The organism is Agrobacterium sp. CCNWLW32, from assembly GCF_037083425.1.
In the GTDB taxonomy this organism is placed as follows: Bacteria; Pseudomonadota; Alphaproteobacteria; order Rhizobiales; family Rhizobiaceae; genus Agrobacterium; species Agrobacterium radiobacter.
Genome location: NZ_JBAOJM010000002.1, coordinates 536,524 through 551,851 on the forward strand (window position 1 = coordinate 536,524; position 15,328 = coordinate 551,851).

The 15,328-nt window shown below is 57.9% G+C and carries 14 protein-coding genes; 8 read left to right on the forward strand and 6 right to left on the reverse strand.

Features of this window, described 5'->3' with window-relative positions:
* The first annotated feature begins 73 nt into the window (after positions 1 to 73).
* Genes cpaB through V6R85_RS06580 form a run of 7 tightly spaced genes read left to right on the forward strand, consistent with a single transcriptional unit; the run spans position 74 to position 8,049 of the window.
* On the forward strand, positions 74 to 880 hold the full coding sequence (gene cpaB / locus V6R85_RS06550; protein ID WP_003507404.1) for a Flp pilus assembly protein CpaB: 807 nt from the start codon (positions 74 to 76) through the stop codon (positions 878 to 880).
* Positions 877 to 2,460 (forward strand): type II and III secretion system protein family protein, encoded by a 1,584-nt coding sequence (locus V6R85_RS06555; protein ID WP_080865734.1) that lies wholly within the window; start codon positions 877 to 879, stop codon positions 2,458 to 2,460. The genes cpaB and V6R85_RS06555 overlap by 4 nt, the downstream gene beginning before the upstream one ends.
* A gap of 56 nt (positions 2,461 to 2,516) precedes the next feature.
* A complete protein-coding gene (locus tag V6R85_RS06560; RefSeq protein ID WP_003507402.1) occupies positions 2,517 to 3,209 on the forward strand; it encodes a CpaD family pilus assembly protein in 693 nt (230 codons plus the stop codon).
* Positions 3,210 to 3,243: 34 nt separating this feature from the next.
* Entirely contained in the window at positions 3,244 to 4,527 is a 1,284-nt protein-coding gene (locus V6R85_RS06565; protein WP_003507401.1) for an AAA family ATPase, read from the forward strand.
* A 33-nt stretch (positions 4,528 to 4,560) separates the two neighbouring features.
* Positions 4,561 to 6,033 carry a CpaF family protein gene (locus V6R85_RS06570; protein ID WP_003507399.1) on the forward strand — a complete coding sequence of 491 codons (1,473 nt, stop codon included), beginning with the start codon at positions 4,561 to 4,563 and terminating at the stop codon, positions 6,031 to 6,033.
* 15 nt (positions 6,034 to 6,048) lie between these two features.
* Positions 6,049 to 7,053 (forward strand): type II secretion system F family protein, encoded by a 1,005-nt coding sequence (locus V6R85_RS06575; RefSeq protein ID WP_111833775.1) that lies wholly within the window; start codon positions 6,049 to 6,051, stop codon positions 7,051 to 7,053.
* A gap of 9 nt (positions 7,054 to 7,062) precedes the next feature.
* Positions 7,063 to 8,049 (forward strand): type II secretion system F family protein, encoded by a 987-nt coding sequence (locus V6R85_RS06580; RefSeq protein ID WP_111833776.1) that lies wholly within the window; start codon positions 7,063 to 7,065, stop codon positions 8,047 to 8,049.
* A gap of 92 nt (positions 8,050 to 8,141) precedes the next feature.
* Here the strand turns inward: V6R85_RS06580 and V6R85_RS06585 are convergent, their stop codons facing one another.
* Positions 8,142 to 8,966 carry a tetratricopeptide repeat protein gene (locus V6R85_RS06585; RefSeq protein WP_087743203.1) on the reverse strand — a complete coding sequence of 275 codons (825 nt, stop codon included), beginning with the start codon at positions 8,964 to 8,966 and terminating at the stop codon, positions 8,142 to 8,144.
* A gap of 142 nt (positions 8,967 to 9,108) precedes the next feature.
* Between V6R85_RS06585 and V6R85_RS06590 the strand changes: the two genes are divergently transcribed.
* Positions 9,109 to 10,503 carry a leucyl aminopeptidase gene (locus V6R85_RS06590; RefSeq protein ID WP_003507391.1) on the forward strand — a complete coding sequence of 465 codons (1,395 nt, stop codon included), beginning with the start codon at positions 9,109 to 9,111 and terminating at the stop codon, positions 10,501 to 10,503.
* A 108-nt stretch (positions 10,504 to 10,611) separates the two neighbouring features.
* Here the strand turns inward: V6R85_RS06590 and pncB are convergent, their stop codons facing one another.
* The 5 genes from pncB to V6R85_RS06615 all read right to left on the reverse strand — a co-directional run bounded on the left by pncB (position 10,612) and on the right by V6R85_RS06615 (position 15,264).
* Positions 10,612 to 11,916 carry a nicotinate phosphoribosyltransferase gene (gene pncB, locus V6R85_RS06595; RefSeq protein ID WP_003507389.1) on the reverse strand — a complete coding sequence of 435 codons (1,305 nt, stop codon included), beginning with the start codon at positions 11,914 to 11,916 and terminating at the stop codon, positions 10,612 to 10,614.
* Positions 11,917 to 12,126: 210 nt separating this feature from the next.
* Positions 12,127 to 12,486: a hypothetical protein gene (locus V6R85_RS06600; protein WP_031233701.1), complete on the reverse strand. Its 360-nt coding sequence runs from the start codon at positions 12,484 to 12,486 to the stop codon at positions 12,127 to 12,129.
* Between the two features lie 95 nt (positions 12,487 to 12,581).
* Entirely contained in the window at positions 12,582 to 13,433 is an 852-nt protein-coding gene (locus V6R85_RS06605; RefSeq protein WP_111833777.1) for a C40 family peptidase, read from the reverse strand.
* Positions 13,434 to 13,451: 18 nt separating this feature from the next.
* Positions 13,452 to 13,796, reverse strand: a complete 345-nt coding sequence (locus V6R85_RS06610) for a MarR family transcriptional regulator (RefSeq protein WP_003507384.1) — start codon at positions 13,794 to 13,796, stop codon at positions 13,452 to 13,454.
* A gap of 361 nt (positions 13,797 to 14,157) precedes the next feature.
* Positions 14,158 to 15,264, reverse strand: coding sequence for a DUF475 domain-containing protein (locus tag V6R85_RS06615; RefSeq protein ID WP_003507382.1), 1,107 nt, complete (start codon positions 15,262 to 15,264; stop codon positions 14,158 to 14,160).
* Positions 15,265 to 15,328: the final 64 nt, after the last annotated feature.

Here is a 15,328-nt window from a genome sequence, read left to right on the forward strand (position 1 = left end):
AATATTAACCATAATTATACCAATAGCGCGTCATCCTGAGGGGAGAAGAATCTGATTCCTTCAAGGATCGAGCATGAAACCGTCGCGTATCGTCATTCTATCCGTTGCTTTGGTAGCCGCCGGTCTTGCCGGTCTTGTCGCCATGAAAATTTCCGGCACAAAGCAGGTTATCGAAAAAGCAGAAACGATCATCCAGAAAGAACCGACGGTCAACGTTCTCGTTTCCTCGGTCAACCTGCCGGTCGGCAGTCGCCTGAATGATAGTTCAGTGCGCTGGACTCCCTGGCCACAGGGCAACGTCGTCGATAGTTTCATAACGGAAACGAAAAGCCCGAACGCAATCATCGAACTTTCCGGTGCCGTCGTACGGCTCCCGTTATTCGAGGGCGAGCCGATCCGACCGGAAAAAGTCGTCGATTCCAGCGCTCGCATCATGTCCTCGCTTTTACCCGCCGGCAAACGCGCTGTTTCGACAGAGATTTCGGTTTCAACCGGGGCAGGTGGTTTCGTGCTGCCGAATGACCGTGTTGACGTGATCATGGTCCGCAAAGGCGACAACGGTAACTTTTTGACCGAGAATGTTTTGAATAACGTTCGTGTTCTGGCCATCGACCAGCAGATCAAGGAAGGCGAAGACGGTACGTCGGCAGTGGTTGGCGCAACCGCGACACTGGAACTGACGCCGGACCAAGCCAAGATTATGACCGTGGCGCAACAGATGGCGGATCGTCTCACGCTGGCTCTGCGCTCGGTTGCCGACGCGCAGGAAAACGACACGCTTTCGGCTGATTATCTTCTCAATGGCGGCGCCGGGCAGCCCGAAATTCAGGTGATCAAATCCGGCTCGATCGTCAAGGGCGGTCAAGGAGCATCACAATGATCAAGGGGTTCATGGCAAGGCGTTTCAAACAACACCTGCGTTCGTCGATGCTCGGCGGGCTTGCGTTCTGCGTGGCTTTTTCCGGCATTCCCGGCCAGCGTTCATCCGAATTTTTGGGTATCGGCGAAGCCGAGGCGCAAAGCGCGAGCATTGTGCGCATTACTGAGAGCGGATCAGGCATTCGCAAGCGCCTGAAGCTTGGTCTCAACAAGGCGCTGGTCATCGACCTGCCCGAGGACGCGCACGACATTCTTGTCGCCGATCCCAGCCTTGCCGATGCGGTAACGCGCACGTCCAGACGGATCTATCTCTTCGGAAAAACGGTAGGACAGACAAATATCTTTATTTTCGGCGATGGTGGGCGTGAAATCGTCAGCCTCGATCTGGAAGTAGAGCGGGATATCGTTGGTCTTGAAGCCAATATTCGTCGCTTCATTCCTGAATCCGACATCAAAGTCGAGATCGTCTCCGACAACATCGTTCTCACCGGATCTGTGCGCACGCCGCAGGATTCCGCGCGCGCAGTGCAGCTTGCCGAAGCCTTTTTGAAAGGTGGTGAAGCCACCACCCGCAATATCTCTCTGACGGGCGGCGACAACGGGGGTGACGCCGCGATTTTTGCCGAAAACCGCCAAGTATCGCAGATCGTCAACATGCTGACGATCGAGGGCGAGGATCAGGTGACACTGAAGGTGACCGTCGCCGAAGTCAGCAGGCAGGTGCTGAAGCAGCTGGGCTTCAACGGTTCCATCAGCAGTTCGACAAGCAACAACGGTTTCGAGTTCTCAAATCCTTCCAATCTCGGAAACGCAATCGACGGCGCGACGCGCATAGCCAGCGGAGCTATAGGCTCCGGCTCACTGAGATTTGCCTCTTACCTCAACGCCATGGAACAGGCAGGGGTGATGCGGACATTGGCGGAACCGAGCCTGACGGCGATCTCCGGCGAGCAGGCTAAATTTTATGTCGGCGGAGATTTTCGAATTGCTGCCGAACAGGATGTTTCGCTCGACAAGGAAACAGGCGTCGCGACCGTCAAACGCGAAACGGAAACAGTCGACTACGGTATCACGTTGAACTTCAGGCCAGTGGTGCTTTCACCCGGCAGGATAAGTCTCAAGATCGAGACGAATGTGTCCGAGCCGACCTATGAAGGCAATGTCGTAACCGGAAATTACGGTCGGGGCATTCCGGGTTCAACCTACATGTCTGTCCGCAAGCGGGAAACATCCACAACGGTCGAGCTTCCTTCTGGTGGCTCGATCGTGATCGCAGGGCTCGTTCAGGACAATATCCGTCAGGCCATGTCCGGGCTTCCGGGCATGTCAAAGATCCCGATTTTCGGCACGCTTTTCCGCAGCAAGGACTTCCTGCGCAACGAAACGGAGCTGGTCATCATCGCAACGCCTTATCTGGTTCGGCCCGTGGCCCGCAACCAGATCGCCCGGCCGGATGACAACTTCAACCCGGAAAACGATGCCGCCATGTATTTCATGAACCGCGTCAACAAGGTCTATGGCCGCAAGGACCAGGTTCAGGCGGCGCCCTATCAGGGGTCAGTGGGGTTCATCTACAAATGACGACACGCACACAAAATCCCCTCTTCACAGTAAGCCCGGTCAGGGCAGGAAACGTCATGAAGGAAACCTATTCCTCCTTTTTCCCCTGCCAGTCCGGAAGAAGGACCGGCCTCGTCATCATTGCCGCGCTTGCCGCCGGCCTGTTACAGGGCTGCGCACGCGATCCGATGACCACCAACGCCATTCCCGACGATTATCGCACACGCCACCCGATCACCCTGTCGGAGGCGGAGCATTCGCTGGACATTCCGGTCTCGGCCAGCGACAGCCGGCTGACCACGGCGATGGCGGATAACGTCCGCGGCTTTGCTCAGAATTATGCGTCGATGTCGACTGGTATCGTTAATATTCAGACCCCGTCGGGATCGGCCAATTCAGCGGCCGCATCACGTATGGCGAAACAGATTCGCTCGACGCTTTCCGGTGCGGGTGTGGCACCGGGCAAGATCATGGAAACGCGCTATGCCGCTTCCCCGAATGGCGACGCCGCCCCTATCCGCCTGAGCTATGTCGCCGTTACGGCCATGACCGGCCAGTGCGGTCAATGGCCAGAGGACCTGTCAGACAATACCTTCGCAAACAAGAACTGGTACAATTTCGGGTGCGCTTCCCAAAGTAATCTCGCGGCGCAGATCGCCAATCCAATGGATCTGGTCGGTCCGCGCGGTATGAGCGCAATCGATGCGGAACGTCGCGCGGTAGTCATCGACAACTATCGACAAGGCAAGACAACGGCGACGCCGAATTGATGCGGATCCAACAATTGTTACGGCAGGAAAGACCATGAGCGCTGTAGAATACGATATCAAGCCAAGTGGCGGCGGCGAAGCCGAGCCGCCATTGCGCGCTGCCGATATGGACCACCTCCGGCCCCTGCCCCGCATTTCCGTTCACGCTTTCTGCGTCAGCGACAATATGCAGGCCGTCATGGATGCACTGTCCAGCGACCGGCGCATGAGCAAGGTTACCCTGCGGGTGACGAAGGGCGACATCAATGCGGCCGCCACGATGTTTTCCGCGTCGCCCACGCCCAATCTCATCATTCTTGAAACGGCAAGCTCAACCGCCTCGTTGCTGAACGATCTCGCGCCCCTGGCGGAGGTCTGCGATCCTTCCACGCGTGTCATCATCGTCGGCCGACACAACGACATAACGCTTTATCGCGATCTCATCCGCAACGGCATTTCCGAATATCTCGTCGCGCCGATCAATATGGCCGATCTCTTGGCTTCTATCGCCGCGATCTTCGTCGACCCCGAAGCGGAGCCGCTGGGCCGTAACATCGCTTTCATTGGCGCCAAGGGCGGCGTGGGTTCATCGACCATCGCGCATAATTGCGCCTTCGGCATATCGAGCCTCTTCTCCACGGAAACCATTCTAGCGGATATGGATCTTGCCTATGGCACGGCGAATATCGATTTCGATCAGGATCCCGCCCAGGGCATGGCTGAAGCGGTCTTCTCGCCGGAGCGACTGGACGAGGTGTTTCTCGACCGTCTGCTGACCAAATGTTCCGATCATCTGTCGCTGCTCGCGGCACCGTCGCTTCTCGACAGGACCTATGATCTCGATCGTCAGGCATTTCTGCCGATCCTCGAGGTTTTGCAGCGCAGTGCGCCCGTTGCGGTTCTCGATCTTCCCCACCAATGGTGCGACTGGACCCGGGCAGTCCTTGCGGAAGCCGACGAGGTGATCATTACGGCGGTTCCCGATCTCGCAAATCTGCGCAATACGAAGAATCTCTTCGACGCGCTGATCAAGCTGAGACCCAACGACAAATTACCGCATCTCGTTCTCAATCAGGTCGGTATGCCCAAACGTCCGGAAATCGCACCGGCGGATTTCCTCGAGCCGCTGGAAATCGAGCCGATCGCGATCATTCCATTCGACGCGCAATTGTTCGGAAATGCCGCCAATAGCGGACGCATGATCAGCGAGATGGATGAAAAATCCCAGACGGCGGAAACCTTCTCGCAGATCGCCCACACCATCACAGGCCGCTCCGTGCTGCGCAAAAGCAGACGCGGCGGCCTGGAAAAACTGAAGAATATTCTCAAGCGCAAGTAGGTCTTCCGCCTGCGCCCTTAGACGGAAACGCCGATGTTCGGAAAACGCGGGCCTGAAGGCCCAGCCAGAAGCACGAAGCCGGAACCTGTTGCACCTGTGCCCATGCAGGTGGCGACGGTGTCTGAGCCTCGCTCTCTTGCAATTGACACTCTTGAGCCCGGCCAATCACCCATCACTCGTCAGGCTGCGGCGAGCCCACCGCCAGCGCAGAGAAAACGCACCCGCACGGAAGACTACTATAATACCAAGAGCCAGGTATTTTCCGCCCTTATCGATACGATCGATCTCTCGCAGCTCGCCAAGCTCGACGCGGAAAGCGCGCGCGAGGAAATTCGTGATATCGTCAACGATATCATCACGATCAAGAACTTCGCCATGTCGATTGCCGAGCAGGAAGAATTGCTCGAAGACATCTGCAATGACGTTCTGGGCTACGGGCCGCTGGAGCCGCTTCTCGCACGCGACGACATCGCCGATATCATGGTCAACGGCTCTGGCCAGACCTTCATTGAAGTCGGCGGCAAGACGATCGAGTCCGATATCCGCTTTCGGGACAATGCACAGTTGCTCTCCATCTGCCAGCGCATCGTCAGCCAGGTCGGCCGCCGCGTGGATGAGTCGAGCCCGATATGCGACGCGCGCCTGCCGGACGGATCGCGCGTCAACGTCATCGCACCACCGCTTGCCATCGATGGCCCGGCGCTGACGATCCGAAAATTCAAGAGGGACAAGCTGACGCTCGACCAGCTCGTGCGCTTCGGAGCGATCACGCCCGAAGGCGCGACATTGCTCAAGATCATCGGTCGCGTCCGCTGCAACGTCGTCATCTCGGGCGGCACCGGCTCAGGCAAGACAACACTTCTTAACTGCCTGACGAGCTTCATCGACAAGGATGAACGTGTCATCACCTGCGAAGACACCGCTGAACTGCAGCTGCAGCAACCGCATGTGGTGAGGCTCGAAACGCGTCCGCCGAATATCGAAGGGGAAGGTGAGATCACCATGCGCGATCTCGTCAAGAACTGCCTTCGCATGCGACCTGAGCGCATCATCGTCGGTGAAGTGCGCGGGCCGGAAGTTTTTGACCTGCTCCAGGCCATGAACACCGGCCATGACGGTTCGATGGGAACGCTGCATGCCAATACGCCGCGCGAATGCCTCAGCCGTATCGAATCGATGATCGCCATGGGCGGCTTCACCCTGCCGGCCAAGACCGTGCGCGAAATCATCTCAGGCTCAATCGATGTCGTCATTCAGGCCGCGCGTCTTCGCGACGGCTCGCGCCGGATAACGCAGATCACGGAAGTGATCGGCATGGAAGGCGACGTCATCGTTACCCAGGATCTGATGCGGTACGAGATCGAAGGCGAGGATGCCCAGGGTAAGCTGATCGGCAGACACGTATCAACGGGTATCAGCAAGCCGCATTTCTGGGATCGTGCACGCTATTACGGCGAAGAGAAACGCCTGGCGACCGCGCTCGATGAGATGGAAAAGACATCCTAAGGGAAAGTGACTGCCATGGACCCGACAATAATATTACTGGCCGTACTCGTCGCCATCTCGGCAGGAGCGCTCGCCTATGCCTTTCTTTTCCAGCAGATAGAGGTCGAAAAAAAGACCAGCAACCGCTTCAAGCGAGTGCAGGCCGCCGAGACGGATCATACAAACATCAAAGCTGCACGAGACCGGGTCCAGGAACTTAGCAAACGCCGCAAATCCATGCAGGACAACCTGCGGGAAATGGAAAAGAAACAGAATGAAAAGGCGAAAAAAGCGAAGAATATCGGCCTGCGCGACAAACTAGTTCAGGCGGGGCTGGTGCTTTCCGCTCGGCAATTCCATCTGTTGAGCGCCGGCGCGGCTGTTTTCTTCGCTCTCATGGCCCTTCTTTACGGCCTGTCGTTGCTTCTCGCTCTGCTCATAGGAATTGTCGTGGCGCTGGGGGTACCACGGTGGGCGTTGGCGTTTATTCTCAAGCGCAGGCAGAAAAAATTTCTTGAAGAGTTTCCAAATGCGCTTGATGTCATGTGCAGGTCGATCAAATCCGGCTTACCGCTGAACGACGCGGTACGACTGATCGCATCGGACGGCCAGGAACCGGTGAAAACGGAGTTTCAGCGCGTCGTCGATGCGCAACAGGTCGGCATCGGGATCCCGCAGGGGATCGAGCGTATGATGCTGACCATGCCGCTTTTTGAGGTAAGCTTTTTCGGCACGGTCATCAATATTCAAGCACAAGCCGGCGGCAACCTCTCGGAAGCGCTGTCCAATCTTTCAAAGGTCTTGCGTGACCGCAAGAAGATGCGCGCGAAGGTAAATGCCCTTTCGATGGAGGCGAAGGCTTCCGCAGTTATCATCGGCTCGCTGCCCTTCGTCGTCATGCTGCTGGTGCATTTCACATCGCCCGACTATCTGTCGGTACTTTTCACCGACTTGCGCGGCCACATTATTCTCGGAGCATCCGCGATCTGGATGCTGATCGGAATATTCATCATGCGCCAAATGATCAATTTCGATATCTAGGGGCGTGGTATGACAGGAAGTCTTCTTTCTCGCCTGACTGACCCACAAACGATCATCGCCATTCTTGTGACGCTCGCTGTTTTTGCGACCTTCTATACCCTCCTCATGCCGGTTTTTGAGCGGAAAGATTTCGCCAAGCGCATGAAAGCGGTATCATCGGAACGCGACCTCATCCGTAGCCGCGAGCGCGACCGCATGGCGACCGTCACCAGAGACGGCAAAACCTCCCTGCGAGGCAACAATAACAAATCCGCCCGCCGCATCGTCGAGAAATTCAACCTGCAAGAAGCGCTGGCCGATAAGAACACAATGAACAGGCTCCGGGCAGCCGGACTTCGTTCACAAAACGCGTTCAACACGTTCCTTGCCGCACGGTTTGTCTTGCCGTTTATTTTTCTGGCCATCGCCTTCACTTGGATCTTCATTCTCGGAAACCTCGCCGACAAAGCGTTTATCATCCGGCTAATGGCTGTGCTTCTTTTCGGTTATATCGGTTTTTACGCTCCCAATATTTACGTATCAAATCGCATGACCAAGCGTCAGGCATCAATCAAGCGGGCCTGGCCGGACGCGCTCGACCTTATGCTGATCTGCATCGAATCCGGGGTATCCATGGAAGCTGCCATGCGCCGCGTGGCGGAAGAGATGGGCGAGCAGTCACCCGAACTGGCGGAAGAAATGATGTTGACGACGGCGGAATTATCTTTCCTTCAGGACAGACGCGTCGCTCTTGAGAATTTCGGCACGCGTACCCAACTCGAAACCGTCAAAAGCGTGGTACAGGCTCTTATTCAGGCGGAGCGATACGGCACGCCGCTCGCCCAGGCGCTCCGCGTTCTCGCACAGGAAGGCCGCGATGAGCGCATGAATGAAGCCGAAAAAAAAGCTGCCGCGCTACCACCGAAACTGACTGTGCCGATGATCGTCTTTTTCCTGCCGGTACTGATCGCAGTCATTCTTGGACCGGCTATTATCCGCGTTCTGGACACATTCTGATAGAAAAATACCGCAAGGCGATTTGGGGCGATATTTGCGCCCCGGAGGCGACTGCTTGTCAGCCAGCCGCTGCACGCGGATGCTCGAACGCATCAACCAGCCGGTTTGCCGTCTTTTTTCGCCAGCTGCTGCCAGGAGTTCTGCTGCGAAAGCATCGCACGCAGATAGGTGAGGTTCGCCTGTGCCTGCTGCGCAGAGAGTTCCTGAACCGCGATGCGTTCGGCCTCGGCAAAGCGGCCCTGAAGACCGACCACGAGCGCGAGGTTCTGGCGGACACGGCTATCGGCGCCCGGCTGGGCGATGGCCGATTGCAGATATGTTTCGGCAGTGCGCGGATCGCTCGACAGGACATAGGACATGCCGAGGTTGGACAATACGCTCGGATCGTTCGGCTTCAGGTCAAGCGCCTGCCTGTATCGGGAACGTGCCTCGTTCGAGCGTCCAAGCTGATCAAGCACGGCACCCTCGGCGGAATATAGCCGCCAATCCGGCCGGTCCGGCGTCTGTGCCCGCTGGATGGTCGAAAGCGCCTGCTCCAGCTGGCCGGCGGCGGCCTGCGACTTGCCATAGGCGGCAAGGACATCACGGTCCGCCGGATTGGCGATGGCGATCTGCTGCATGACGGCGAGAGCCTGTGTGTTCTTGCCGGTCATCATTAGCACGCTGGCATAATTCATGCCCACCGATTTATCCTTGGGGCTGCGTTCATAGGCTTTGCCGGCGCTCTCTTCCGCCTGGCGAAGCTGCTCCATGTTCATGTGATCATAGGAGCGTGTGGCGGCGGGAATGGAGCCGGTGGACATGCGATCCGGCTTGTTGGTGCTCGCGCATCCTGAAACCGCAAGAACCAATGCGGCAAGACATGCTCCCCGCAGCAACCCTGTCCGGCCCGTCTTGCCTAAAGAAAATGCAGTCATGGCAGCGCCCCCGCCCAAGAATGATCAATCTTGCGCCCGACACACGACAGACTCACACGACGCAACTTTCGCTTAAGCAATAATCTGTTAACCCTAACAGAGCGTTAATCGCATCGATTCTCGACATTTACGGAAGCATACAATGGCGCCCTATCAGTTCATCGAACGCCCGACCCCCTTCAGCTCCAAGGCCGGCAGCACATTGCCGGTTTTCGCCGTCACGCCGGCCCATATCGAACAGGGTGCTATCGACCCAGTCGCGCTGGACTGGGCAAAGAAGGCGGGTTTCAAGGCAGAGGCAGGCGCCATCCTGCTCGTTCCTTCCGCCGATGGTTCGCTGGGCGGCGTGCTTCTCGGTCTCGGCAGCAATCCGTCCGAAATTCCCTTCATCACCGGGAAACTCGCCCGTGAGCTGCCGGAAGGCGAGTGGCACATCGAGACCGCACCGCTGACGGCAAATCGCCTCGCTCTCGGCTTCGGTCTCGGCAGCTATCGCTTCGACAAATACAAGACCACGAAGACCAGCGGGGCAAAGCTTCTCATTCCGCAGGATGCGGAAGACGGCGAGATCAAGCGCGTTCTGGCCGGCGTTTTCCTCGCGCGCGACCTCATCAATGTCCCGGCCAACGATATGGGGCCGGACGAGCTTGAAATCGCCTTCCGTGCGCTTGCCGCCCATTACAAGGCGAAGGTGAAGGTCACCACCGGCGACGATCTGCTCAAGGAAAACTTCCCACTGATCCATGCCGTCGGCCGGGCCAGCGAAAGCGCGCCGCGGCTTCTGGAGATGAACTGGGGCAAGAAGGGCAATCCTCGCCTCACCCTCGTCGGCAAGGGCGTCTGCTTCGATACAGGCGGCCTCGACATCAAACCCGCCGCTTCCATGGCGCTGATGAAGAAGGATATGGGAGGTGCGGCCAATGTCCTCGGTCTTGCGCTGATGATAATGGATGCGAAGCTGCCGGTCGATCTTCGCGTTCTCGTGCCCGCTGTCGAAAACTCCATCTCCGCCAATGCCTTCCGTCCCGGCGACATCTACCGCAGCCGTAAAGGGCTCACCGTGCAGATCGACAATACCGACGCCGAAGGCCGTCTTGTTCTGGCGGATACACTAGCCTATGCGGACGAAGATGCGCCGGACCTGATGATCGATATGGCGACGCTGACCGGTGCTGCCCGCGTCGCGCTCGGCCCGGATCTGCCGCCCTTCTACACCGATGACGAGGATCTGGCGCATGACATCGCCGAAGCCAGCATCGATACGGACGATCCGCTGTGGCGCATGCCGCTTTATATGGGCTACGACAAGGATATCCGCTCACGCGCGGCCGATATCACCAACGCGCCTTCGGGCGGCATGGGCGGATCAATCACCGCCGCCCTGTTCCTGAAGCGTTTTGTCACCAATACCAGACGCTGGGCGCATTTCGATATTTACGGCTGGTCTCTGAGCGAGAGGCATCATTCATCGATCGGTGGGGAGGCGCAGGGTATCCGCGCACTCTTCCATTACATCGCACACCAGTTCGCGAAGTAATCTGCTGATAGGTCAGGCTTCCACGGGCGCTTCCTCAACAGAAGCGCCCGTTCTCAATTCAGAGCTTTTCCGGACGGAAAACCGGGCTCCACTTTTCCTGGAAAAGCTTTAAACCAGAACCTTCTGTTCCTTGTGGTCCTCTTCACCAAAGAACTTCAGGTAACGCTCCACTTCGGCCGGGTCGCCGGTTGCCTTTTGCGGATTGTCCGAGAGCTTCACGGCCGGACGGCCATTGGCGTCGCTGACCTTGCAGACGATGGAGATCGGCTTGAGGCTGGCGATGGTCTTCGGCGCGCAGCCGGCAAAATCATTCGTCAGATTGGTGCCCCAGCCGAAGCTCATGCGCACGCGGCCTTCGAAGTGCCTGTAGGTGTCGATAATGGCGTCGACATCGAGACCGTCGGAGAAGATCAGCATCTTCTTGCGCGGGTCGCGGCCCATCTTCTGCCACCACTCGATAATCTTTTCCCCGCCTTCGATCGGCGGCGCGCTGTCGGGGCGGAAACCCGTCCAGTCTGCCACCCATTCCGGCGCATTGCGCAAGAATGCGGCGGTTCCGAAGGCGTCCGGCAGCACGATCAGCAGGTTGCCGCCGTACAGCCGGTTCCAGTCCTTCAGGACCTGATAGGGTGCTGCGGCCAGCTCCTCATTCGTTTGCGCCAGCGCCGCGACCACCATCGGCAGTTCATGCGCGTTCGTGCCCACGGCTTCGAGATCGGAATCCATGGCGAGCAGAACATTGCTCGTACCGGTAAAAGCAGGCCCGATGCCTTCCTTCAGCGCCTCGACGCACCAGCGCTGCCAAAGGAAGCTGTGGCGGCGGCGGGTGCCGAAATCGGAAATGCGCAAGCCAGGCAGCTCCCGCAGCCGCTCGACCTTCTCCCACATCTTGGCCTTTGCGCGGGCATAAAGCACATCAAGCGTGAAATAACCGAGCGAGCGCATGGCGCTGCGCGAGCGCAGTTCGTTGATGATCGCGAGCGCCGGGATTTCCCAGAGCGTCGTATCCATCCAGCGGCCATGAAAATTCAGCTCATATTGCCCGTCGCGCTTGAAAAGTTCGTATTCCGGCAATTGATAGCTCGAAAGCCAGGAGAGGAATTCCGGCTCGAAAATCTGCGAGCGGCCGTAAAACGTGTTACCCGCAAGCCAGATATTTTCCTTCTTGGAAAGACGCAGGGTGCGCGCATGATCCAGCTGTTCGCGCAACTCCATCTCGTCGATCTCTTCCGCCAGCCGCACTGTCTTCGTGCGGTTGATCAGCGAAAACGTCGCGTCGACTTCCGGATAGAGCTTCCAGATCATCTGCAACATCAAGAGCTTGTAGAAATCCGTATCAATCAGGCTGCGGACGATCGGGTCGAGTTTCCAGGTATGATTATGGACACGGGTGGCTATATCGGTCTTCGTCATACTCGCATTCCCCAATATCGGCCAAAGGTCAGAACAGCCGATGTCACTCCGCACCCCGGCAGGTATCAACCTGTCATGCGGAAAGATTTATCTGAAAAAGCGACAACAAGTCCAGAGCACTGGCCCGGCAAATGCCCGCCGCGACCGCCCGCGCATCGATTTTCCGAAGACCACAATGGGGTTTTCGGTCCGGTGTTCAAACATGCTGCTTCAAAAGGTCGGGTCTACGGGGTTTATGCCGGGATACCAGTCCTTGGAGACGGGATTTCTGCCGCCGAAACTGGAAATGCCGTTTTCGTCGGTGCAGCGATACCCCTGAACAGGAAGCCCACGGCTGCCGAAAACATCCCTGTAGGGACCTCGGGAATATCCGGTCACGCCGAGTGCGCTATGGCAGTTGTAGCGGACCTTTGGCTGCAGCGTGCGCGGATCCTTGACGCCGGGCAGGTTTGCATAGGCATCCGGAGCGGGGGCAAAACCGTTCTGGAAAACAGTCTGTGCCTGCGCCGACGCGCTCAGCAAAGCCGCCGTGAGGATCGCTGCCAATCGTGTCGCCGTTCTTGTCTTCATCGATGCCGGTCCCGTACCATCATTCAACCGATGTAGGCTGTCGGCGACCTCCACACAAAGGGCGTGGCAGGCACAATTTCGTGAAAGCCGCCGTCTCAGTCCTCCAACCGGCGGTAAGCAGTTGGCTTTTCATAAAGCCAGCCAATGCGCTCGATGGCCGCATCGAGATTTTCGCGTGCGACATTCATCGTATGGCCATTGGCATGGAGCAGCGTTTCCTCGTTTTCCATAAGGCCGACATGACCCTTCCAGAAGACGAGATCGCCGCGCCGCAATTCATCCCGCTCTATTTCCACGCCGAGCGACTTCACCTGCATGTCGGTATCGCGCAGGACCCGCCGGCCCGTCATGGCCATGGAAAGCTGCACGAGGCCGGAACAATCGATACCAAAACCGGAGCGGCCGCCCCAGAGATAGGGCGTTTCGATAAAGCGCAGCGCCACCGCCACATAATCTTCCTCAAGCGCCGCGTCGACGACCTGGCAATGGGCAGCGATGATGCCTTCGCCCTTTTCGGTCAGCAGGTAACGGGTGCCGCGCGTCTCCGCTTCGCCGACGATGCGGATCAGGCTACCCATGGACAGCGCTGCGACCGGCGGTTTGCGCAATTCAGCGGCTGGGTAGAGAAAAGTGCGCGGTGCAATCACCCTATGGGTGGCGACAACGACATCGCCGATCGCCGTTTCCGGCACGTAACCGGCATACCCGTCCGCATCCGCCTGCACCCATGCCCAGCCGCTGGCCCTGTCGAAAACACGGATGGTTTCGCCAAACAGCAACTCGGTATCGATGCCGGCGGCAAGATCGGGCGTCGGCCGCAGGCCAGTAACCGGCAACACGATCTGGGCGGCCGTGCCGCTGACAAAACGTTCGGCCTGCACCACGCCCTGCAGTTTTTCATCGGCGAGGTCGGAGCGGAAGACATTCAGGCGGCGGTCGAGCATCATGGGTTTCACATCCAGAGGTTAGATCTTGCGCGCCTGATCAATAATCAGATCGCCGATTTTTTCCAGATAAAGCGCACCGGCCACCGTGCGTTTTATCACAACATTGCGCCTGTCCCGCTCATCCCGAACCCGATCGACCAGCCCGAGCGCGCCGAGACTGTCGAGCGCGCGGGTAATGACCGGCTTGGTGACCCCCAGCATGGCGGCAAGACCCCGGACAGTGTGCGGCGGCGGCACGAGATAAATCTGCAGCAGGATGGCGGTTTGACGCAAGGTCAAATCCGGCTGATCGTCAACGACCTGCGCCGTGGATACACGATGCCAGAGCCCCAAGGCCTCCGTGGGCGACAATTGTGCAGGCAAGCCGTGACCCTTCCAGTCGTTGTCCTACCGTTTTCATTCAACAGAGCGAAAAACTCAAGAACCATCCCGCACAAACAAAACCGCCGCACGGCGCAGATCCGAAAGATCGCGCGGCGCGGCGGCGTTTGTTGACCCGTTTTCGAGCCATAATGTCCCCTCTGGACTTGCAGAATGAGATGCAGGAAGCGTGCCAGTTTGCTGCGGCGCACAAATATTCGTAAAAACAGCGACTTAAGGAGCAGCTTCTGATTATGGCGAAATTTTCCGCAAAGAATGAATCGCAAGAAAAACAGGCAAAAAAGAATTTAATGCTTAAAAACTGCCTTCCGCCACGACGGCGGAAGGCAAGGGCAATCGCGGATCAGATTTCCGCGCCGCGTGCGGCATCGACCGCATCGGCATTTTGCTGCCGGTTATAGCGGATCGACGACCAGAGCGAGATACCGATCAGGCCCGCACCGCCAAGGCCCGTGATGACCTCGGGTATATGCACCATGGTCTGCACGTACATGATGACGGACAGGATAAGGATCGCGTAGAAAGCGCCGTGTTCCAGGTAGCGATATTCGGCCAGTGTTCCCTTCTCGACCAGCATGATGGTCATCGAACGGACGTACATGGCGCCGATGCCGAGACCGATGGCGATGATGAAGAGGTTTTGCGTCAGCGCGAAAGCGCCGATCACGCCATCGAAGGAGAAGCTGGCATCCAGCACTTCGAGATAAAGAAACGCGCCGAAGCCGCCCTTTGCTGCACCTTCCAGCATTTCCTGGCTGCGGTCGAGAATGCCGCCAACGACTTCCACCAGCAGGAAGGTCAAAAGACCCCAGATCGCCGAATGGAAGAAGGTGTTGGCCGCGACCGGACCAAGCGCCGGATCATCGCTTGCGCCGATGATGCGGGAAAAGACCAGCATGACGACAAGCACGAAGGCGATCTCGATGCCCTTGACAGAGGAATAGATCGCCGCCTTTTCTTCGATCCAGCGCACCCAGTGCACGTCCTTTTCATGGTCGAAGAAGAAGTTGAGGCCGACCATCATCAGGAAGGTGCCGCCGAATGCCGCAATCGGCAAATGGGCGTCCTGCATGATTTCCGCGTAACGTTCCGGCTGCGTGGCCGCCATCACGATTGCCGTCCACGGGCCGACATTCGCGGCAACGACGACGATGAGCAGCGGGAAGACGATACGCATGCCGAAAACGGCAATCAGGATACCCCAGGTCAGGAAGCGGTGCTGCCAGACCGGCGTCATATCCTTGAGCTTGTTGGCGTTGACGATGGCGTTGTCGAAGGAGAGCGAAATTTCCAGCACCGCCAGAACGACGCAGATGAAGAAGATCGTCGCCGTGCCGCCTACCGTTCCGGTCATTTCCCAACCGAGATAACCGCCGAGGATCAGACCGACCACGGTGACGATAAAAGCCCATTTGAAGTAGGAAAGCGTTTTTTTCTGGGTGGCGCTCATGTCCGGTCACCTCCCAAAACGAGGGCGTTTGCGGACCGACGCGGGGCGTCAGGCCGCACGCAGA

What these genes read in the sequence shown, in the direction of transcription:
- cpaB (WP_003507404.1), top strand. Translation starts at nt 74, where the DNA reads ATGAAACCGTCGCGTATCGTCATTCTATCCGTTGCTTTGGTAGCCGCC.
- V6R85_RS06570 (WP_003507399.1), top strand. Translation starts at nt 4,561, where the DNA reads ATGTTCGGAAAACGCGGGCCTGAAGGCCCAGCCAGAAGCACGAAGCCG.
- V6R85_RS06585 (WP_087743203.1), bottom strand. Translation starts at nt 8,966, where the DNA reads ATGACTGCATTTTCTTTAGGCAAGACGGGCCGGACAGGGTTGCTGCGG.
- V6R85_RS06560 (WP_003507402.1), top strand. Translation starts at nt 2,517, where the DNA reads ATGAAGGAAACCTATTCCTCCTTTTTCCCCTGCCAGTCCGGAAGAAGG.
- V6R85_RS06605 (WP_111833777.1), bottom strand. Translation starts at nt 13,433, where the DNA reads ATGATGCTCGACCGCCGCCTGAATGTCTTCCGCTCCGACCTCGCCGAT.
- V6R85_RS06565 (WP_003507401.1), top strand. Translation starts at nt 3,244, where the DNA reads ATGAGCGCTGTAGAATACGATATCAAGCCAAGTGGCGGCGGCGAAGCC.
- V6R85_RS06555 (WP_080865734.1), top strand. Translation starts at nt 877, where the DNA reads ATGATCAAGGGGTTCATGGCAAGGCGTTTCAAACAACACCTGCGTTCG.
- V6R85_RS06580 (WP_111833776.1), top strand. Translation starts at nt 7,063, where the DNA reads ATGACAGGAAGTCTTCTTTCTCGCCTGACTGACCCACAAACGATCATC.
- V6R85_RS06600 (WP_031233701.1), bottom strand. Translation starts at nt 12,486, where the DNA reads ATGAAGACAAGAACGGCGACACGATTGGCAGCGATCCTCACGGCGGCT.
- V6R85_RS06615 (WP_003507382.1), bottom strand. Translation starts at nt 15,264, where the DNA reads ATGAGCGCCACCCAGAAAAAAACGCTTTCCTACTTCAAATGGGCTTTT.
- pncB (WP_003507389.1), bottom strand. Translation starts at nt 11,916, where the DNA reads ATGACGAAGACCGATATAGCCACCCGTGTCCATAATCATACCTGGAAA.
- V6R85_RS06590 (WP_003507391.1), top strand. Translation starts at nt 9,109, where the DNA reads ATGGCGCCCTATCAGTTCATCGAACGCCCGACCCCCTTCAGCTCCAAG.
- V6R85_RS06575 (WP_111833775.1), top strand. Translation starts at nt 6,049, where the DNA reads ATGGACCCGACAATAATATTACTGGCCGTACTCGTCGCCATCTCGGCA.